The sequence below is a fragment of the Halomonas alkalisoli genome (assembly GCF_021412585.1).
Classification (GTDB): Bacteria; Pseudomonadota; Gammaproteobacteria; order Pseudomonadales; family Halomonadaceae; genus Halomonas; species Halomonas alkalisoli.
Map to the genome: position 1 here is coordinate 235507 of NZ_JAKCMI010000012.1, position 19664 is coordinate 255170.

Genomic DNA, 19664 nt, shown 5'->3' on the forward strand with positions numbered 1-19664 from the left:
CTCTTCGCCCGCATACCCTATGAATGACAACCCATCTCTTCCCCACATGACGCACCTGGAGCCACAGGCAATGAGCGACTGGATTACCGCCCTGGAGGGGCGGCGCAAGAGTGAGGACCGGATCGACTTCGACACCCCGGACCCGGCCCGTGAGGCACTGGACGCCACCGTCGTCACCCCGCTCATCCATCTGGGCGTGCTCGACGTCATCGGTTCGGGCGCCGGCAAGTTCCTCCAGGGCCAGACCAGTGCCCAGGTGGATCTTGCCAATGGCGACTTCGCCCCCTTGACCTGCTTCTGTACCGCCAAGGGACGCATGCTGGCCAATGCCCAGCTGCTGCGAGTGGCACCCGATCACTATCGCCTGATACTGCATCGTGGCCTGATCGAGACGCTAGGCTCGCACCTCAAGAAATTCGCCCCCTTCTACAAGTCGGAGCTCAAGGTGCGGGACGACCTCGCCTTGATCGGCCTGATCGGCAAGGAAGCCAAGGCCCTGGCGGAGGTGCGATTCGACCTGGTGCCGCCGGCCATCTGGCACCAGGCCGGCGACGAGAACGTGCAGTTGCTGGCCCATCCCGGGACCCAGCCCCGGCTGCTGGCTTGCCTGCCTATCCCTGCGGCTCAGGAGCTCGTCGCTCGCCTGACCCCGCAGGCGAGCCTGGTCGGCAACGCCGTCTGGTGTCTCCACGACATCCAGGCCGGGCTCGCCTGGCTTACCCCGCAGCATCAGGACGCCCTGCTGCCACAGATGATCAACTGGGAGGCACTCGGCGGCATCAGCTTCAAGAAGGGGTGCTACACCGGGCAGGAAGTGGTCGCGCGAGCCCACTTCCGCGGCCAGGTCAAGAAGCGGCTGGCAAGGGCCCAGCTGGAGGGAGACAGGGTGCCGGCACTCGGCACCCCCCTGCTCGACGAAAACGGCAAGTCCCAGGGCGAAGTGCTGGCCGCCGAAATGGACGCCTACGGCCAGCCCGAGATACTGGCCGTGACCAGCACCAGGGGGGAGGAGATAGGGCCACTGAGCGTCGACGGTCAGCCGGTCAAGCTGATGAAGCTGCCCTACCCCATCGAACGGCTGGATCCGGAAAGCCTGGCCTTGGCCTAGGACAGCCCGAAGACTCGCCGGGCGGTCGCCGTGCTCTGGGCGGCGATCGTCTTCGGCGCTTCGCCCCTTAGCTTCGCCACCATTTCGCATACCTGGACGATACGCGCCGGCTCGTTGCGCTGCCCCTGATGGCCGCATAGCGGCATGTCGGGGCTGTCGGTCTCCAGCACGAAGCCATCCTCGGGCAGGCTCTTCACCGCCCGCCACAGGCGCTGGGCTCGCTCATACGTCACGGCACCGCCCAGGCCGACCACGAAGCCGAGATCGAGGAATTTCCAGGCCTGGTCCGGCGAACCGGCGAAGGCGTGGATCAGGCCACCTGCTGGAAGATCGAGCTGGCGCAGCCGCTTGGAGACCTGATCGTTGGCGTGCACGCAGTGAATCACCACCGGTAGCTGGCGCGACTTGGCCAGCCGAAGCTGGGCGTTGAACAGCGTCCACTGGGCGTCCAGGCTCTCCTCGAACCGGGCATCGATACCGCACTCGCCCAGCGCCCGCACCTCGGGATGCTCTTCGAGCATACGGGCCAAGGCCTCGACGTCCCCTTCGCCGTGTTCATGCATGAAATAGGGATGCAAGCCGAGGCTGACGTGAACGTCGCTGCGCTCACCCAGCGCCAGCACCGCCGGCCAGCGCTGGCGGGTGGTGCCGGGCACCATGAAGTGCCCGACCCCGACCGCCCTGGCCCGCTCGAACATGGCATCACGGTCGTCGTCGAATTCGGGGAAATCGAGATGGCAGTGGGCGTCGATCAGCAATTCCAGCCTCCCTTGGCGAACCTTTCGGCAGCTCTGCTAGTGCTCGCGTGTGGCGGCGAACCGAATATCCGGCCAGCGCTCCTGAGTCATCTGCAGATTGACCCGCGTAGGGGCAATGTAGGTCAGATAGCCGCCGCCATCTATCGCCAGGTTGGCACTCGCCTTGCGCTTGAACTCCTCGAGCATCTTGGCATCCTCGCAATAGACCCAGCGGGCGGTCTGCACGTTGACCGGCTGATAGACGCAGTCGACCTTGTACTCTTCCTTGAGCCGGTGGGCTACCACGTCGAACTGCAGGGTACCCACGGCGCCGAGGATGAGGTCGTTGTTGTCCAGCGGCTGGAACAGCTGGGTGGCGCCCTCCTCCGACAGCTGCTGCAACCCCTTCTGCAGGGCCTTGAGCTTGAGCGGATCCTTGAGCTGCACGCGCTTGAACAGCTCCGGGGCGAAGTGGGGAATGCCGGTGAAGCGCATGTCCTCACCCACGGTGAAGGTATCGCCGATCTGGATGGTGCCATGATTGTGCAGGCCGATGATGTCGCCGGGCCAGGCCTCTTCGACATGGGTACGGTCGGAGGCCATGAAGGTCAGCGCATCGGCTATCTTGACGTCCTTCTTGATACGCACGTGGCGCATCTTCATGTTCTTGTCGTACTTGCCGGAACAGACCCGCAGGAAGGCGATACGGTCACGATGGTTGGGATCCATGTTGGCCTGGATCTTGAACACGAAGCCGGTGAATCTCGGATCGGCGGCTTCCACGTTGCGGGTATCGGTCTCTCGCGGCTGGGGCGGCGGTGCGTACTCGACGAAGCCATCCATCATCTCCCGTACGCCAAAGTTGCCCATGGCGGTACCGAAATAGACCGGGGTCAGCTCACCGCGCAGATAGGCATCATGGTCGAACTCGTGCGATGCCCCACGCACCAGCTCCACTTCCATGCGCAGCTCCTCGGCCAGGTCCTCGCCGAGCACCGCGTCGACCTCGGGGTTATCGAGCCCCTCGATGCGCCTGTCCTCGGGAATCCGACTCCCCTGGCCCTGGGTGTAGAGATGGATCACATCGTTATAGAGGTGGTAGACGCCCTTGAAATTACGCCCCATGCCGATCGGCCAGGTCATGGGCGCGCACTGGATATCGAGCACCTCCTCGACCTCGTCCATGACTTCGACCGGATCGCGGGTCTCACGGTCCATCTTGTTGACGAAGGTGAGGATCGGCGTGGTGCGCAGACGACATACCTCCATCAACTTGATGGTGCGGGCCTCGACGCCCTTGGCCCCATCGATCACCATCAGCGCCGAATCCACAGCCGTCAGGGTGCGGTAGGTATCTTCGGAGAAATCCTCGTGACCCGGGGTATCGAGCAGGTTGACGATACGTCCGCCGTAGGGGAACTGCATGACCGAGGTGGTCACCGAGATCCCCCGCTCCTGCTCCATCTTCATCCAGTCGGAAGTGGCATGGCGGTCGTTGCGCTTGCTCTTCACCGAGCCCGCGAGCTGGATGGCGTTGCCGAACAGCAGCATCTTCTCGGTGATGGTGGTCTTGCCCGCATCGGGGTGCGAGATGATCGCGAAAGTCCTGCGCAGCCCGACTTCCCGGGCCAGAGTGGCTTCTGACATCTGTTTTCGATTTCGCCGTCATGGCACCGGCTGAGGGTGCGTGAATGGAATGGCACGCATTCTACGGCTTTGGCGGCGGCAGTTGTAGGCCAGCGTCGGAAGTTGTAGCAAGGCGTCGAGGGAAAGGGGATGGCCGTAATCAGGGCGTCACCAGCTGAGAGGTCGTATGGGCACCTTGCAAACGTCGCCGTCAGACATGCGCGAGCCTCCCACAGGAGTAAATTGCAGCGTGACGCTCTGGACGCCGGGTCTTTCCCAATGGCGCCAGGACCGTCGTGCTCCGCTCTGAGGTGGCCCCCAATCCACGCCACTCTCATCCACTTGCCCCTCGCCCTGTGCGCGGCCCGTTGGCGATAGCCCGCCACGTCTGCTTTTGCCTGGGCGAGAACAATAACAAGCGGGAGAAACCCTGATATGAATAGACCCACAAGCCATTCCCCATCCGGCCAACCAACGGCCGGCGCCGAGGGGGTGCCACCCCCCGAAGGCCCTAGCGACCTGATCGAAACCGATTACGTGATCGGTCAGGATAATCTTAATCTCACCGGTCATTTCAAGATCGATCTCGATATCCACGGCAAGGTGTTCGGCATTTCTGCCCTGGTCACCCTGCTATTCGTCCTCCTCACTCTCGCCCTGCAGAGCGAAGTGGAGCCCCTCTTCACGGGACTTCGCAACTGGCTGACCGGCAACCTGTCCTGGTTCTTCCTGCTCTCGGCCAACATCTTCGTACTGCTCTGCCTGGCGCTGGTGGTCTCGCCGCTGGGCAAGGTGCGAATCGGCGGGCTCGATGCCAAGCCCGACTTCTCCTATCTCTCCTGGTTCTCCATGCTGTTCGCTGCGGGCATGGGCATCGGCCTGATGTTCTATGGTGTCTCGGAACCCATGTCGCACTTCTCCAGCGCCATGGGCGGCACCGCCATGGAGAATGGCGTTCGCACCGACTGGGCTCCGCTAGGAGCGGCTGCCGGCAACGCCCAGGAGTCGGCTCGCCTGAGCATGGCGGCCACCATCTTCCACTGGGGCCTTCACCCTTGGGCGATCTACGCCATCGTGGCGCTGTCATTGGCCATCTTCGCCTACAACAAGGGATTGCCGTTGACCATGCGCTCGATCTTCTACCCGATACTGGGTGAGCGCATCTGGGGCTGGCCCGGCCATGTCATCGATATCCTGGCGGTATTTGCCACCCTTTTCGGCCTGGCAACCTCGCTGGGCCTCGGCGCGTCACAGGCGTCCGCCGGACTCGGTTTCCTGTTCGGCATCCCGGACGGCAACTTGACCATGATGCTGCTGATCGTCGGCATCACGCTGATCGCCATCCTCTCCATCGTTGCCGGCGTGGACAAGGGCGTGAAACGGCTTTCCCAGCTAAACATGGGTCTGGCCTTCCTGTTGCTCGCCTTCGTCATCGTGGTCGGGCCCACGCTGGCCATCCTGACCGGATTCTTCGACAGCCTGCTGGCCTATGCAACCTACCTGCCGGCGCTCTCCAATCCGTTCGGCCGCGAGGACGCCAACTTCAGCCAGGGCTGGACCGCCTTCTACTGGGCCTGGTGGATCTCCTGGTCTCCGTTCGTCGGCATGTTCATCGCCCGGATCAGTCGTGGCCGCACGGTACGCGAGTTCCTGATCGCCGTGCTGCTGGTGCCGTCGCTGGTCTCGGTACTGTGGATGTCCGCCTTCGGTGGTACCGGTATCCACCAGCTGGTATCGGCAGGGTTCGAAGGCGTCCAGAATGCCGCGCTCGAACTGCAGCTGTTCGTAATGCTGGCCGAGCTGCCGCTGGCAGCCATCACCTCCTTCATCGGCATCGTGCTGGTCGTGGTGTTCTTCATCACCTCGTCGGACTCCGGCTCACTGGTCATCGATACCATCACTGCCGGCGGCAAGGTCAACGCCCCCAAGCCCCAGCGTGTCTTCTGGGCAACTGTCGAGGGTTTGATTGCCATCGCCCTGCTGCTAGGTGGTGGGCTCGCGGCACTGCAGGCCATGGCGGTCTCCACCGGCCTGCCCTTCACCCTGGTGCTGCTGGTGGGCTGCTACTCGATCGTCAAGGGGCTGATGAGCGAGCCCCGTAGCAGGTCAGTTCTCAAGCCAACCGTCGGCTGATCCCGTCGACACAGGGAGGCCTACGGCCTCCCTGAAACAGATAGCGTCAACGAGAAGAGCCCCGCACATGCGGGGCTCTTCTTGTTTGCGGCACAGCAGGCCATGGCGGCCTCCACCGGCCTGCCCTTCACCCTGGTGCTGCTGGCTGGCTGGAGGGCTGCTACTCCGCCCCAGGAGCCGATGAGCGAGCCCGTGGGCGGTAGGCTCTCATGCCAACCGATCCCGTCGCCACGGGGAGGCCCGCAGGCCTCCCTGAAACAGATAGCGCCAACGAGAAGAGCCCCGCGCATGCGGGGCTCTTCTCGTTGACGGCCAGGGAAGTGACTGGCCGAGGAGTATCGTTGAGGAGGATTAGAAATCGACGACCACATTGCCCTTGGGCGTACTACAACATGAAAGAATATAGCCTTCGGCAACATCCTCATCGGTAATGCCACCGTTGTGCTCCATTTCCACCTCGCCGGAAGCCAACGGCACCCGACAGGTGCCACAGATGCCCATGCCGCAGGCCTTGGGGATGTGCAGCCCGAGCTTGGCGGCAGCGGAATGCACGGTCTCGCCCGGCTGAATGCGCACGCTCTTGCCGGAGGTGCTGAACTCCACACTGAGCATATCGGCGACATCGACCTCTTCGGCCTCCGCCTCGGCCTGTTCAGCCAGTTCCAACACGTCCTCACGCACATCCAGCGGTGTGGCGCCGAAGGACTCCTCATGATAGTGGCTCATGTCGAAGCCGTTATCGCGCAGGATGTGCTTGATTGCGTTCATGTAGGGCGTGGGGCCGCAGCAGAAGATCTCCCGCTCCAAAAAGTCGGGTGCCATCAGCTCCAGCATCGGCTGGGTCAGATATCCGCGATAGCCGGCCCAGGCCTCGCCGATGTCATCCTTTTTCTCACAAACGATATGCAGCTTGAACTCGGGGATTCGCGAGAACATGTGCACCAGTTCGCGATGGTAGATGACGTCGCGCGGGGCACGCGCACTATGGATGAACTCGACGTCGACGCTGGCGTTGGTGTCGAAGAACCAGCGGGTCATCGACATCAGCGGCGTAATGCCCACGCCACCGGAGAGGAACAGCACCTTGTCGGCGGGAAAGTCGATCGAGTTGAAGTTACCCACCGGACCGTGTACGGCAAGTTCATCGTTGACCGCAAGGTTGTCATGCAACCAGTTGGAGACCCGGCCACCCGGCACCCGCTTCACGGTGATCGAGAAGCTGTAGGGTACCGATGGCGAACTGGAGATGGTGTAGGAGCGCATGATCGGTTCACCATCGATCTCCAGCTCCAGTGTCACGAACTGCCCCGGCTTGAAGAAGAACAGCACCGGCTGCTCTGCCATGAAGCAGAAGGTACGCACATCCCAGGTCTCCTGAATCACCTTGACGCAACGCACCATGTGGCGGCCGTTGGCCCATGTCTGGGTAGTGACAGGATTGAGGAAGTTCATTGTCATATCTCGTCTCGCCAAGGGTAAGCAAGGAGGTTGGGACCAGCCATTCAATGGCTAGAGCGCTGTTTGGGGGCATTTTGAGGGGTGGGAGACTCCCCCCATTGTTCTGCCAGCGACATCGACTTGCCTGAAGAGGCCAGCCGGATGAGCCATCGACAAGACCCAGGTCGTAACCACGCCTGTCGGCGTCGCTGCAAGGCATGGACCCATCTCGACGCTGGACCACACTCTGCTTGCCTCCGATGGTTCCGCAAGGTCCCGGATGACGCGAACCCCATTTACCAGCCCGTCAAAAAGGATGCCCTTGATGTCCACTGCCACACCCTCGCCGCTCGATGACCCGCTATCTGCCATTCGTCTCGATGTGGCCTCCCGTCTCGACAACCGCCAGCCCGGTTTCTCGCTGGCACAGCCGTTCTACAACGATGGTGGATTCTTCGCCCTCGACATGGAGACGATCTTCGAGAAGGAGTGGTTGTTTGCCGGCATGAGCTGCGAGATACCGGCCAAGGGGAACTATCTTACCCTGGACGTGGGCGACAACCCCATCATCATCGTCCGCGGTGCCGAGGGTGCCATTCACGCGTTCCACAATGTCTGCCGCCATCGTGGCTCACGGCTCTGTACCCAGTCACGCGGCAAAGTGGCCAAACTGGTCTGCCCCTATCATCAGTGGACCTATGAGCTCGACGGCCGGCTACTGTTCGCTGGCAGCGATATGGGCGGCGACTTCGATCTCGCCGAGTATGGATTGCGCCCCATCGCCGTAGAGAGCGCCGGCGGCTTCATCTTCATCTGCCTGTCCGACACGCCTCCTCCCATCGACGAATTCCTGGCGAGCCTGTCGCGCTATGTGGCCCCCCATGACCTGGAGAATGCCAAGGTCGCCGTGGAGTCCACCATCGTCGAGCAGGCCAACTGGAAGCTCGTGATCGAGAACAATCGCGAATGCTATCACTGTAACGGCGCTCACCCGGAGCTGCTCAACTCGCTACAGGAATTCGACGATACCGACGACCCCCGCGCCACCGATGCCTACAAGGCCCTGGTCGCAAGAAAGCAGAGCGACTGGGATGCGCTCGATATCCCCTGGGCGCTGCAGCGCCACGGCCGCAGGAATCGCCTGACCCGCACCCCCCTGCTCGAAGGGCGCGTTTCCATGACCATGGACGGCACACAGGGCTGCAAGCGGCTGCTGGGCGAGCTGAGCGATCCCGACATGGGCTCGCTGCGCATCCTGCACCTGCCCAACTCCTGGAACCACGTCATGGGCGATCACGCGATAGTCTTCCGCGTCATGCCCCTGGGACCACAGCAGACCGTGGTGACGACCAAGTGGCTGGTGCACAAGGACGCGGTGGAAGGCGTCGACTACGACCCGACGGCACTGCGTCGCGTGTGGGATGCCACCAACGAGCAGGACCGTCGCCTGGCCGAAGAGAACCAGCGCGGCATCAACTCGAAGGCCTACTCACCCGGGCCCTACTCGCCCACCTATGAGTTCGGCGTCATCGACTTCATCGACTGGTACTGCGAGCGACTGCAGGAACATATCGGGCAGGCCACACCGAGCCTTCAGGTAGTGCGCCGCTGAAGATAGCTCGCAGGTGAAGATAGGGCGCCGCTTATCTGTGCGCCATACCTGACGGGACCCGCCTCTGCGCGGGTCCCGTCATTTCTGCGCCCATCGTTTCAGTAGCCAACGTTTCAGCAAACAATATGGCAAAGCCGTAGCGGCCAAGCCGATGACCAGGATAGCGTGGAATAGGCTTGTAGCAACGAAAAAGCCCCGGCTCTTTCGAGTCGGGGAAGCCTTCAGCACGCTAATACGGTCTTGCTATCGCAAGGCAGGCAACAGGACCTCATCCAGTGCTGCCCTCACCGAGGGCAGCATGATGTCGGTCCGCTCGCCGAGCGCTTGCACCAGTTCCTGAAGACCAGCCACGCCCTCCTCGTCATGCTGCAGCAGTGCCAGGCGGGCGCTGGTTTCCGGGCTGGCTCCCTCGGGGATACGAATACCGAGCGCCACCAAACGATCACGGAAATCATCGTCATCGATCAGGTCGACGATCATCATCGGTCTGCTCTCCTCTCCTGCTCTACCATGGCTGTCTGCATGACAGACCGCTCCACATCACATGGCGCGACCTGGCCTATACGCTCTCCACCGGCGCCGACGCATTGGCGCGGCTCAAGCGACAGGCAGCATACTTGAACTCCGGGATCTTGCCGAAGGGATCCAGCGCCGGGTTGGTCAGGATGTTGGCGGCGGCCTCGGCGTAGCAGAACGGCACGAACACCATGCCCTCGGGCATGGCCGGGTCGGTACGTACCGACAGGGTAATGCTCCCCCTGCGCGTGGTGATGGTAATGGCGGAGCCGGGCTCCACCCCCAGCCGGCGCATCTCAGCCGGTGCCAGGGTCGCCACCGCTTCCGGCTCCAGGTCGTCGAGCACCTGGGCGCGCCGGGTCATGGAGCCGGTATGCCAGTGCTCCAACTGGCGCCCGGTCGTGAGCACGACCGGGTACTCGGCATCGATCGGCTCGTCCGGTGGCAGCGGCAGGGTCGGCGAGAAGGATGCGCGGCCGCTCTCCGTGTGGAAGGCATCGCTGAATACCACATCGGCTCCCGGCTCGTCGTCTGCCGGGCAGGGATAGGTCACCGACGCCTCCCGCTCCAGGCGCTCCCAACTGATGTGATCCAGCGAAGGCATGCCCTGCTTCATTTCCGCGAAGACGTCGCGGGGGTGATCGTAGTGCCAATCGAGGTCGAAGCGCCGGGCGATCTCCTGGATGATCCACCAGTCCGTCCGGGCTTCCCCGGGCATGGGCACGGCGGCGCGGCCGAGCTGTACCTGTCGGTTGGTATTGGTAACGGTGCCATCCTTCTCCGGCCAGGCGGAAGCCGGCAGTATCACATCGGCGAACTGGGCGGTCTCGGTCACGAACAGATCCTGCACCACCAGGTGTTCCAGTTGCGCCAGGGCACTGCGGGCATGCGCCAGGTCCGGATCGGACATGGCGGGATTCTCGCCCTGGATATACATGCCCTTGATCGTGCCGTCATGAATGGCGTGCATGATCTCCACCACGGTCAGCCCCGGCTGGTCGTCCAGCGGCGTATTCCACAGCTCTTCGAAAGCGGCACGAACCTGGGCATCCGCGACCGGTTGGTAGTCGGGCAGCACCATGGGAATCAGGCCCGCATCGGAGGCTCCCTGAACGTTGTTCTGCCCACGCAGCGGATGCAGGCCCGTGCCCGGACGCCCGATCTGGCCGCAGGCCAACGCCAGCGAGATGAGGCAACGGGCGTTGTCCGTGCCGTGGGTGTGCTGGGAAATACCCATGCCCCAGAAGATCATCGCCCTCTCCGCGGTGGCATAGACACGCGCCACTTCACGAATGGTTGCCGGATCCACGCCGCAAGCCCCGGACATCGCTTCGGGGGTCATGGGCGCCACATGGGCCTTGAGCGCTTCGAACCCCTCGGTGTGCTGGGCGATATACGCCTCGTCGTAGAGGCCCTCGGTGACGATGACATTGAGCAGGGCATTGAACAGCGATACGTCGGACCCTGGCTTGAACCGCACGCTGAGGTGTGCATAGGCATCCAGCGACTGGCCACGGGGATCGATGATGATGAACTTGGTGCCGCGCTTGGCCGCCTGCTTGAAGAAGGTCGCTGCCACCGGGTGGTTGATGGCCGGATTGCAGCCGGTGAGGATGACCACGTCGGCCTTTTCCGCCTGCATGAACGAGGCCGTGACCGCCCCCGAGCCGATGCACTCCATCAGCGCCGCCACCGAACTGGCATGGCACAGCCGAGTACAGTGATCGACGTTGTTGGTGCCGAAACCGGTACGTACCAGCTTCTGGAACAGCCACGCTTCCTCGTTGGTGCACTTGGCGCTACCGAAGCCGGCCAGCGCAGCGGGGCCATGTTCGGCCTTGAGCCGCTTCAGGCCATCGGCGGCCATATCCAGCGCCTCGTCCCAGCTCGCCTCACGAAAATGGGTCAGCGGCGCGGCAGGGTCAAAGGCAGGATCGAGCCCCTTGGGCACCCCGGCCTTGCGGATCAAGGGCCGGGTGATTCGTGCGGGATGATTGGGGTAATCGAAACCGAAGCGGCCCTTTACGCAGAGACGATTCTGGTTCGAGGGGCCGTCGCGTCCTTCGACAAACAGGATCCGGTCATCCTTGACGTGATAGGTCAGCTGGCAGCCTACGCCGCAATAGGGGCAGACCGAGTCGACCTGGCGATCGGCCGCACGGGAGTCGCCATGGCCGGCCGCATCGACCAGGGTCGCCGGCATCAGCGCTCCGGTAGGACAAGCCTGCACGCACTCGCCGCAGGCCACACAGGTGCTATCCCCCATGGGGTCGTCGAAGTCGAAGACGATCTTCGACGCCGCGCCCCGATGAGCCATGCCGATGACGTCATTGACCTGGACTTCACGGCAGGCTCGTACGCAAAGATTGCACTCGATACAGGCATTGAGGTCGACGGCCATCGCCGAGTGGGAGCGGTCCTGCGTCAACGAGGACTCGCGGTCGGCCACATGATGCACCGTCGGCTGGCTGCGCTCGCCCTGCTCAGGCAACCACTGGCGCACCGCATCGGCATCGACGGCGAGCTGGTCGGCCATGGCCCAGAAGTGGCTGGAGCGGTCGGGGCTCGCATGGCGAGCAGGCTGGTCGACGGCAAGCAGCTCCAGGACGCCCTCACGCGCCACCCGGGCACGATCGGAGGTAGCACTTCTGACCACCATGCCGGGAGCGGCCTGGCGCAGGCAGCTCGCCGCCAGGACGCGCTCGCCTTCGATCTCGACCATGCAGGCACGGCAGTTGCCGTCACTGCGATAGCCCGGCGCATCCTTGAAGCAGAGATGGGGAATGGTCTCGCCGGCGCGCTTGGCGACCTGCCACAGGGTTTCTCCCGGCGTGGCGCTGATTTCATGCCCATCCAGGGTCAGGGTAAAGGTTTCCTGATTCATGGTTTCATCCCCTGACAATCACGTTCTGATCGGCCAATTCGGTCCGAAAATCCTTGAGCAGACCGAGCACCGGATTCGGCGCCGCCTGGCCCAGCCCGCAGATCGAGGCGTCCATCATCACCTGCGACAGGCGATCCAGCGCCGCTGCATCCCACTCCGGTCGCTCCAGCAGGGTCAGCATCTTTTCACTGCCGACCCGGCACGGCGTGCACTGGCCGCAGGATTCGTCGGCGAAGAAGGCCAGCAGGTTGGTGGCCACCCCGCGCAGGTCATCCTGGTCGGAGAGCACGATGATAGCGGCGGAACCGATGAAGCAGCCGTGCTCCTGAAGGGTGTCGAAGTCCAGAGGGACGTCAGCCTTGCTCGCCGGCAGGATACCGCCGGAGGCACCGCCCGGGAGATACCCCAGCAGACGGTGCCCGTCTGCCATGCCACCGCAGTACTCATCGACCAGTTCGCGCAAGGTGATGCCGGCCGGCGCCAGATGCACGCCGGGATAACGAACCCGGCCGGAGACCGAGAAGCTGCGCAGCCCCTTGCGGCCATGCCGCCCTTGGCTTGCGAACCATTCGGCGCCACGCTTGTGGATGACCGGGATCCAGTAGACCGTTTCCACGTTGTTGACCAGGGTCGGCCGGTCGAAGAGCCCCTTCTGGGCCACGAAGGGAGGACGATGGCGCGGCTTGCCCGGCTTGCCCTCCAGCGACTCGATCAACGCCGACTCCTCGCCGCAGATGTAGGCCCCGGCACCGCGACGCAGGACCACGTAGCCGGGGTCGACCAGACCGGCCTGCTCCAGCTCTTCGGTCGCCTCCCGCAGTACCCGATGAAGGCCCGGATACTCATCGCGCAGGTAGATATAGAGCGCCTCGGCCTCCACGGCCCAGGCGCTCACCAGGGCGCCTTCCAGAAAACGGTGCGGTTCACGCTCCAGGTAGTAGCGATCCTTGAAGGTACCGGGCTCGCCCTCGTCGGCATTGATGACGCAGTACCTCGGCCCGGGTTCGGCACGCACGAAGTGCCACTTGCGGAAGGTGGGAAAGCCGGCTCCGCCCAGGCCGCGCAGGCCCGCCTCTTCCATCTCCTGCATCAAGGTTTCGACCGACACGCGCCCTTCACGGCAGTCTGCCAGAAGCGTGTAGCCGCCAACGGCCCGGTAGTCGGCCAGGCTGGGCCAGTCGATGGGATCGGGATGCAGCTCCCCCGTCTCCAGGGCCGACGTCACGCTCTCGGGGGTGGCATGCCCCAGGTGTCGATGGCCCACCTCCACCACCGGCGCGGTCTCGCAGCGTCCCATGCAGGGTGCCCGCAGCACGCGCACCTCGGCAGGGTCGGCACCCTCCTCCAGCCGGGCCCGGAGCGCCTCGGCACCGGCCAACTGGCAGGAGAGTGAATCACAGACCCGCAGCGTGATCGCAGGCGGCGCCTGCTGATCGTCGTGGGTCACGTCGAAATGCGCATAAAAGGTCGCCGTCTCGTAGACCGCGGCCATGGGAAGATTCATGTAGCTGGCCAGGGCGCGAAGCGCTGCCAGGGGGAGATGCCCGCGACTATCCTGAATCGCATGGAGGTGCTCGATCAACAGGTCGCGCCGGCGCATCTCGGGTTGCTCACGCTCATCGCCAATCAGCTGGCGCAGTGCCGCAAGCTCATCGGTGTCGAGTTCGCGGCCGCGGGGCTTGCCACGAAAACGGCGCTTGGGATTCACGGTCTGGACGGTCATGGGGGCTCGATATTCGGTCTTGTTGGTAGTGGCGGATTCATGGTGTCACTCCCCCTATACTAGGACAATGTCCGGCGCGCCAGACAATACATTGTCCCTGCTGGGGCATGATGGGATGAGCCTCGATGTGAACCGAGGCTCATCGCCTATCGCTACGGTATACCTGCCGTCATCGCCAGTATCAGGCGGCCACGCTGCCGTGGGGGTCGATACCCCGAAAGGCTGGCGGCGCCGCCTTTTGGCGCTAGACAACGGCCAGTTCAGGCACGCCTCAGGCGGCCACGCTGCCGTGGGGGTCAATACCCCGAAAGGCTGGCGGCGCCGCCTTTTGGCGCTAGACAACGGCCAGTTCAGGCACCCCTCAGGCAGCCACGCTGCCGTGGGGGTCAATGACGAATTTCTTGGCGGCACCGCCATCGAAGTCCGCGTAGCCCTGCGGGGCTTCGTCCAGGCTGATGACCTTGACGTTGACCGCGTCGGCGATCTTGACCTTGCCGAACAGGATCGCCTGCATCAGCGGACGGTGGTACTTCATCACCGGGCACTGCCCCGTGTGGAAGCTGTGAGACTTGGCCCAGCCGAGGCCGAAGCGCATGCTCAGCGCGCCCTGCTTGGCAGCGTCGTCGACGGCACCCGGATCTTCGGTCACATACAGGCCCGGGATGCCGATCTGGCCGCCGGCCCGGGTCAGCGACATTGCCGAGTTCAGTACCGTGGCCGGGGCTTCCTTGCCGTGGTTGCAACCACAGGCGTGGGCCTCGAAGCCGACGCAGTCGACGAAGGCGTCGACCTCACGCTCGCCGAGGATCACCTCGATCTTGTCGGCCATGTCGCCGTCCTGGGTCAGGTCGATGGTCTCGCAACCGAAGCTCCTCGCCTGGGCCAGGCGCTCTTCGATCATGTCACCGACGATCACGCAGGCCGCGCCAAGCAACTGGGCGGAAACCGCCGCCGCCAGACCCACGGGGCCGGCTCCGGCAATATAGACGGTGCTGCCGGGCCCGACACCGGCGGTGACGCAGCCGTGGAAGCCGGTGGGGAAGATGTCCGAGAGCAGGGTCAGGTCGCGGATCTTCTCCATGGCCTGGTCGGTGTCCGGGAACTTCAGCAGGTTGAAGTCGGCGTAGGGCACCATGACGTACTCGGTCTGGCCGCCGACCCAGCCGCCCATGTCGACGTAGCCGTAGGCCGCGCCCGGGCGCGCCGGGTTGACGTTGAGGCAGATCCCCGTACGACCTTCCTTGCAGTTTCGGCAGCGTCCGCAGGCGATGTTGAAGGGCACCGAGACCAGGTCGCCTGGCTGGATGAATTCGACGTCGCGTCCGCACTCGACCACCAGGCCAGTGATCTCGTGGCCAAGGACCAGGCCGGAGGGCGCGGTGGTACGTCCGCGTACCATATGCTGGTCGCTGCCGCAGATGTTGGTGGTAACGACCTTGAGGATCACGCCGTGGTCGCATTTGCGATTGCCGAGGGCGAGCTCCGGATAGGGAATGGACTCGACGTCGACCTTACCCGGGCCCTTGTAGACGACGCCGCGGTTGGCTTGGCTCATGGCTGACTCCTGTACTTGTTGTCAGGGTATGACTGAGGGGTGAAAGACGACCTTTTCGATCGTGCTGCTCCAGACTATGCCTTCCCGGGCTCGCCACTTGCCTAAAAAAGGCATCGACATGCCTGTGCGAGACAAGCGGCTGGCCGACAGGGCCTATCGCAGCACGCCTTCTGCCTCGAGCAACTTGAGGATCGCCTCGGCGCCCTGCTCCGCCGATACGCCCTCCAGCACCTGGCCGCTGCCGCCCTCCGCCTTGGCCGCGGCGGCCTTGAAACGATCCCGGGCCGATGCGGCCTTGACGATCTTCAGGCGTTTGGGCCGCTTGCGGGCCGGGGCCATCTGCCACTGTGCCAGTTCCTGGTCGGGTTCGGCGGCCACCGGGGTGGCCTCGAGCTCGGCCCGACGAGCCGGGCCGAAGGCGCTCTGGCGCGCCGCTGGCGCCGCTCCATCCACACTGACGATGGCCGGCAGCCGCACTTCGAGGCGACGCCGCTGGCCCCGCGGGAGGGCCTGCAGCACCGTCGCCACGCCATTCTCCACCTTCTCCACCGCGGCCAGCCCATTGACCAGGGGCCAGCCCAGGCGCTCGGCCAGGGCATAGGGCAGGAGCCCCGAGCCCTCGCCCCGCTCCGCCCGGGTCCCGGTGATCACCAGCTGTGGCGGTGCCGCGGCCAGATGCTGGGCCAGGGCCGGGATGGCATCGCTGCCCTCGGCTTGCTCCAGCAAGGTCAGGGTGTCCAGCCCCGTGCCAGCGCCCGCGGCCATACCTAAGTAGCCGCGCAGCGCCGATTCGCTCTCCTCGCCGCGCGGGCCGGCATGCAACAGTCTCACCCGGCTGCCGGGCAACTGGCGTTCCAGGCCCAGGGCCAGCTCCAGCCCCCGGGCATCCTGATCGGCACGACGGGCACGCCCGGTGATGGGGTGACGGCCCACCGAGACCAGTACCGCCACATCGACTCCCTGCTGCTCAGGCCGCATCGCGCTGCCCTCCTCGCTGCTGTTCCACCTTGGCCACCAGGGCGGCAAGGATCTCGGCGCTATCGCCAATCACCGCCAGGTCGGCGCGCTTGATCATGTCGCATCCGGGGTCGAGGTTGATGGTCACCACCTTGTCGCAGCTCTGGATGCCCTGCAGGTGCTGGATGGCACCACTGATGCCCACTGCCAGGTAGACCCGGGCGGTGACCCAGGTGCCGGTGGCACCCACCTGGCGGTCCCGTGCCATGAAACCATCGTCCACGGCGACCCGGGAGGCCCCTTCGGTGGCCCCCAGCACCTTGGCAGCGCGGTGGAAGCCGTCCCAATCCTTGACGCCGTTGCCACCGGAGACGATGAACTCCGCCTCGGCCAGGGCCACCCCGGCGGGATCCACCGCCACCTGCCCCAGGTCCTCTATCCGCGACAGGGCGCTGGGAATCGCCTCCGAGAGGCTCAGGGGCTCGGCGGCGTGACGGGTCTCGTCCACCGGCTCGGCGCATTCGGCCAAGGCCAGGGCGACCCGCGGCAGGGGCCGCTGGATATCCAGGCTCTCCGCCGCGCCGCGGGCGGTACAGCGCCAGCCCAGCGGTGCGGCGCCATCGGCCTCGATCTGCCAGACGCCGGTGGCGGGCCGCTCGTTCAGGCGCAGCGCCAGGCGCCGCCCCAGGTCGGCCCCGCCCAGGGGGGAGTCGGGGAGCAGCCAGTGACGCGGTGCCAGCTCCCGCTCCACGGCGCAGAGCGCCGCCAGCCGCGCTTCCGGGGCGAAACCGACGTAGGCGTCACCATTGATGTGCAGCAGTCGATCGATGCCCGCTTCGCCGAACCCCTCCTCCTTGTGCTCGCCGAATACCACGGCCAACACGGCGCCGGGGCGGTCGGCGTCGGCATCCGCCAATTGCCGGGCCAGGCCAAGCAGGTCCTTGTCATGGCCGGAGAGGCGCCCGCCGGAGAGTTCCGGCACCACCGTCACCAGGAAGGCGGGATCCTCGATGATGACATTACGACGGCTATCCTGGGCTTCCTGGCGAGCCGCACCCGTGGCCTGGCCGCCCTGCTGGGCGCCGCTGCGATCGATACGCTTGACGCCATTGGGACCGATAAAGCCGATGGCACGTGGGTTCTTGCGTATCACCCCATTGGGGCCCAGCCATTCGCTGATGGCGCCCCCCTCCAGCTCGGCCAGTACAGCGGCGTGCTCGGGATGCAGACGATTGCGGGCGATCCACTCGCGACGTGGATCGCGGCGACGAATCTCACTCATCAGGTCACCTCCTCGGCGGTCGTCTTGTTGGCGGCGGCATCGACCGCTGCGGCGGCAGGGCGCGCCACCAGGGCGTCGGCCACCAGCTCGGCGATATCACGCACTTCCGCCGTGGCATCCACCACGCCCTCCAGCATGGCGGTGCACTGGGGGCAGCCCACCGCCACCAGCTCGGCACCGGTCTGCTTGACGTCGTTCATGCGCATATCGGGAATCCGCCGCTCGCCGGGAATATCGGTGATGGGGGCACCACCGCCACCGCCGCAGCAGCGCGAACGGAAGCCGGAGCGCTCCATCTCGGCAACCTGTATACCCAGTGCCTTGAGCACGTTGCGCGGCGCTTCGTACTCGCCGTTGTAGCGGCCCAGATAGCAGGGGTCGTGATAAGTGACGCTGCCTCCCTTCCAGGGTGCGAAGTGCAGGCGCCCCGCCTCGAACAGCTCGGCGATATAGGTGCTGTGGTGGCGTACCTCATAGACGCCGCCCAGCTCGCCGTACTCGTTACCCAGTACATGGAAACTGTGGGGATCACAGGTGACGATGCGCTGGAAGCGGTATTTCGCGAGGGTAGCGATATTGCGCCTGGCCAGGGACTGGAAGGTCGCCTCGTCGCCCAGGCGCCGCGCCACGTCGCCGCTGTCGCGCTCTTCAACGCCGAGCACCGCGAACTCTACCTCGGCGGCCCGCAGCACCTTGACCAGGGCTCGCAGTGTGCGTTGGTTACGCATATCGAAGGCGCCATCGCCCAACCACAGCAGCACATCGGCCTGCTTGACGTCCGCCATCAGCGGCAGGTTGAGATCCGCCGCCCAGTGCAGCCGCGAGCCGGGATCGAAGCCACCCGGATTATCGGTGGCGATCAGGTTGTCGAGCACCTCGGCACCCTTGTTGGGCGTATTGCCGTGCTCCAGGGTCAGGAAGCGGCGCATGTCGACGATGGCATCGACGTGCTCGATCATCATCGGGCACTCCTCCACGCAGGCGCGGCAGGTGGTGCAGGACCACAGGGTCTCGGCATCAACCAGGGCCTTGCCTTCGCGCGCCACGATGGGCCCATGGGGGCTGCCGTGGTGCTCGCCGACGGGTTTCCCGGGATAGGGGCTACCGGCATAGGCCGCGTCGCTGCCCCCGGCCAGGCCCACCACCATGTCCTGGATCAGCTTCTTGGGATTGAGCGGCTGGCCGGCGGCGAATGCCGGGCAGACCGCCTCGCAGCGCCCGCACTGCACGCAGGCATCGAAGCCGAGCAGCTGGTTCCAGGTGAAGTCGCTGGGCGTCTCGACCCCCAGCTTGGCGCCGGAATCATCCAGGTTCAGCGCCATGAGGCCAGTGGAACGGCCGCCGCCGAAGCGCTCCGGGCGGCGATGGAAGGCCAGGTGCAGGGCGCCGGCGAAGGCGTGCTTCATGGGCCCGCCCCAGGTCATGCCGAAGACCATTTCACCCAGGCCCCAGACCAACACCGCGCTCAGTATCAGCGCCAGCACCCAGCTGCCAGCGTCTTGCGGAAGCACGCCCACCGTCGGCAGGGTGATCAGGAACACGCTCAGCGAGAAAGCCATCAGGCTCTTCGGCAACCGCATCCAGGGGCCCCTGGACAGGCGCGCCGGTGGATTGCGGCGCCGCTTGGCCACGAACAGGCTGCCCACGAACATGGTCGCGCTGGCCGCCAGCAGCAGCCCGCCCAGCACGGGGTTGGCTAGCCCCAGGCCATGCACCAGGATCATCAGCACGGCGGCGGCCACGAAGCCACCGGCGGTGGCCACGTGGGTATTGGACATCACTTTATCGCGCCCGACCACATGGTGGAGGTCCACCAGGTAGCGGCGCGGCATGGCAGCAAGCCCGCGGAGCAGGTCGACCTCGGCGGGCCGCCCCTGACGCCACAGGCGGATACGCCGCCAGGCGCCGACCACCGCCAGCGCCAGGGCGGCGAAGATCAGAATCGGCAGGAGCGTCTCGAGCATGGTACTCACCTCATGTCTGGAACGACTAGCTTGAGCGACGAGGCTGCTCCGGCGACAGGCCTCTGCGAGGGCGCTGTGAACCCTTCCCTGGGCGCTACATTTGCCATCCATGGCAAATGACCCTCGCTAC

13 protein-coding genes are annotated in these 19664 nt (G+C 64.9%); 3 read left to right on the plus strand and 10 right to left on the minus strand.

The genetic code is table 11. The features are described from left to right. Positions 1-70: 70 nt before the first annotated feature. Entirely contained in the window at positions 71-1108 is a 1038-nt protein-coding gene (gene ygfZ, locus LY622_RS03140) for a CAF17-like 4Fe-4S cluster assembly/insertion protein YgfZ (protein WP_234289549.1), read from the plus strand. Here the strand turns inward: ygfZ and LY622_RS03145 are convergent. Together LY622_RS03145 and LY622_RS03150 are read right to left on the minus strand one after the other, a co-directional pair. Further along, positions 1105-1866: a TatD family hydrolase gene (locus LY622_RS03145; RefSeq protein ID WP_234289550.1), complete on the minus strand. Its 762-nt coding sequence runs from the start codon at positions 1864-1866 to the stop codon at positions 1105-1107. The two genes, ygfZ and LY622_RS03145, sit on opposite strands and share 4 nt — an antisense overlap. A gap of 36 nt (positions 1867-1902) precedes the next feature. Continuing rightward, positions 1903-3492 carry a peptide chain release factor 3 gene (locus LY622_RS03150; RefSeq protein WP_234289551.1) on the minus strand — a complete coding sequence of 530 codons (1590 nt, stop codon included), beginning with the start codon at positions 3490-3492 and terminating at the stop codon, positions 1903-1905. Positions 3493-3906: 414 nt separating this feature from the next. On the opposite strand from LY622_RS03150, the gene LY622_RS03155 reads away from it, so the two are divergent. Continuing rightward, positions 3907-5604: a BCCT family transporter gene (locus LY622_RS03155; protein WP_234289552.1), complete on the plus strand. Its 1698-nt coding sequence runs from the start codon at positions 3907-3909 to the stop codon at positions 5602-5604. A gap of 351 nt (positions 5605-5955) precedes the next feature. Here LY622_RS03155 and gbcB read toward each other — a convergent pair whose 3' ends face one another. Beyond that, positions 5956-7062 (minus strand): glycine betaine monooxygenase reductase subunit, encoded by a 1107-nt coding sequence (gbcB, locus tag LY622_RS03160; RefSeq protein ID WP_234289553.1) that lies wholly within the window; start codon positions 7060-7062, stop codon positions 5956-5958. Positions 7063-7366: 304 nt separating this feature from the next. Here gbcB and gbca point away from each other — a divergent pair, with 304 nt between their 5' ends. Continuing rightward, positions 7367-8653: a glycine betaine monooxygenase oxygenase subunit gene (gene gbca / locus LY622_RS03165; RefSeq protein ID WP_234289554.1), complete on the plus strand. Its 1287-nt coding sequence runs from the start codon at positions 7367-7369 to the stop codon at positions 8651-8653. Positions 8654-8896: 243 nt separating this feature from the next. Here gbca and LY622_RS03170 read toward each other — a convergent pair whose 3' ends face one another. The 7 genes from LY622_RS03170 to LY622_RS03200 all read right to left on the minus strand — a co-directional run bounded on the left by LY622_RS03170 (position 8897) and on the right by LY622_RS03200 (position 19534). Beyond that, complete coding sequence (locus tag LY622_RS03170) at positions 8897-9136, minus strand: hypothetical protein (RefSeq protein WP_234289555.1); 240 nt, start codon at positions 9134-9136, stop codon at positions 8897-8899. 76 nt (positions 9137-9212) lie between these two features. Continuing rightward, on the minus strand, positions 9213-12053 hold the full coding sequence (fdhF, locus tag LY622_RS03175; RefSeq protein WP_234289556.1) for a formate dehydrogenase subunit alpha: 2841 nt from the start codon (positions 12051-12053) through the stop codon (positions 9213-9215). A gap of 4 nt (positions 12054-12057) precedes the next feature. Beyond that, positions 12058-13776, minus strand: a complete 1719-nt coding sequence (locus LY622_RS03180) for an NAD(P)H-dependent oxidoreductase subunit E (RefSeq protein WP_234289557.1) — start codon at positions 13774-13776, stop codon at positions 12058-12060. A 361-nt stretch (positions 13777-14137) separates the two neighbouring features. Continuing rightward, on the minus strand, positions 14138-15331 hold the full coding sequence (fdhA, locus tag LY622_RS03185; RefSeq protein WP_234289558.1) for a formaldehyde dehydrogenase, glutathione-independent: 1194 nt from the start codon (positions 15329-15331) through the stop codon (positions 14138-14140). A gap of 153 nt (positions 15332-15484) precedes the next feature. After that, complete coding sequence (gene etfB / locus LY622_RS03190) at positions 15485-16309, minus strand: electron transfer flavoprotein subunit beta (RefSeq protein WP_234289559.1); 825 nt, start codon at positions 16307-16309, stop codon at positions 15485-15487. Beyond that, positions 16299-17570, minus strand: coding sequence for an electron transfer flavoprotein subunit alpha (gene etfA / locus LY622_RS03195; protein ID WP_234289560.1), 1272 nt, complete (start codon positions 17568-17570; stop codon positions 16299-16301). Before etfA ends, etfB begins: the two co-directional genes overlap by 11 nt. After that, the gene (locus LY622_RS03200; RefSeq protein WP_234289561.1) at positions 17570-19534 is read right to left on the minus strand and encodes a (Fe-S)-binding protein; all 1965 of its coding nucleotides are present in this window, start codon (positions 19532-19534) and stop codon (positions 17570-17572) included. The genes etfA and LY622_RS03200 overlap by 1 nt, the downstream gene beginning before the upstream one ends. Between the last annotated feature and the right edge of the window lie 130 nt (positions 19535-19664).

Bases quoted from the DNA above. Each gene is read 5' to 3' on its own strand.
- LY622_RS03200 (WP_234289561.1), bottom strand. From the start codon at position 19,534: ATGCTCGAGACGCTCCTGCCGATTCTGATCTTCGCCGCCCTGGCGCTG.
- LY622_RS03155 (WP_234289552.1), top strand. From the start codon at position 3,907: ATGAATAGACCCACAAGCCATTCCCCATCCGGCCAACCAACGGCCGGC.
- LY622_RS03150 (WP_234289551.1), bottom strand. From the start codon at position 3,492: ATGTCAGAAGCCACTCTGGCCCGGGAAGTCGGGCTGCGCAGGACTTTC.
- LY622_RS03170 (WP_234289555.1), bottom strand. From the start codon at position 9,136: ATGATGATCGTCGACCTGATCGATGACGATGATTTCCGTGATCGTTTG.
- etfA (WP_234289560.1), bottom strand. From the start codon at position 17,570: ATGAGTGAGATTCGTCGCCGCGATCCACGTCGCGAGTGGATCGCCCGC.
- etfB (WP_234289559.1), bottom strand. From the start codon at position 16,309: ATGCGGCCTGAGCAGCAGGGAGTCGATGTGGCGGTACTGGTCTCGGTG.
- ygfZ (WP_234289549.1), top strand. From the start codon at position 71: ATGAGCGACTGGATTACCGCCCTGGAGGGGCGGCGCAAGAGTGAGGAC.
- LY622_RS03180 (WP_234289557.1), bottom strand. From the start codon at position 13,776: ATGACCGTCCAGACCGTGAATCCCAAGCGCCGTTTTCGTGGCAAGCCC.
- gbca (WP_234289554.1), top strand. From the start codon at position 7,367: ATGTCCACTGCCACACCCTCGCCGCTCGATGACCCGCTATCTGCCATT.
- gbcB (WP_234289553.1), bottom strand. From the start codon at position 7,062: ATGACAATGAACTTCCTCAATCCTGTCACTACCCAGACATGGGCCAAC.
- fdhA (WP_234289558.1), bottom strand. From the start codon at position 15,331: ATGAGCCAAGCCAACCGCGGCGTCGTCTACAAGGGCCCGGGTAAGGTC.
- fdhF (WP_234289556.1), bottom strand. From the start codon at position 12,053: ATGAATCAGGAAACCTTTACCCTGACCCTGGATGGGCATGAAATCAGC.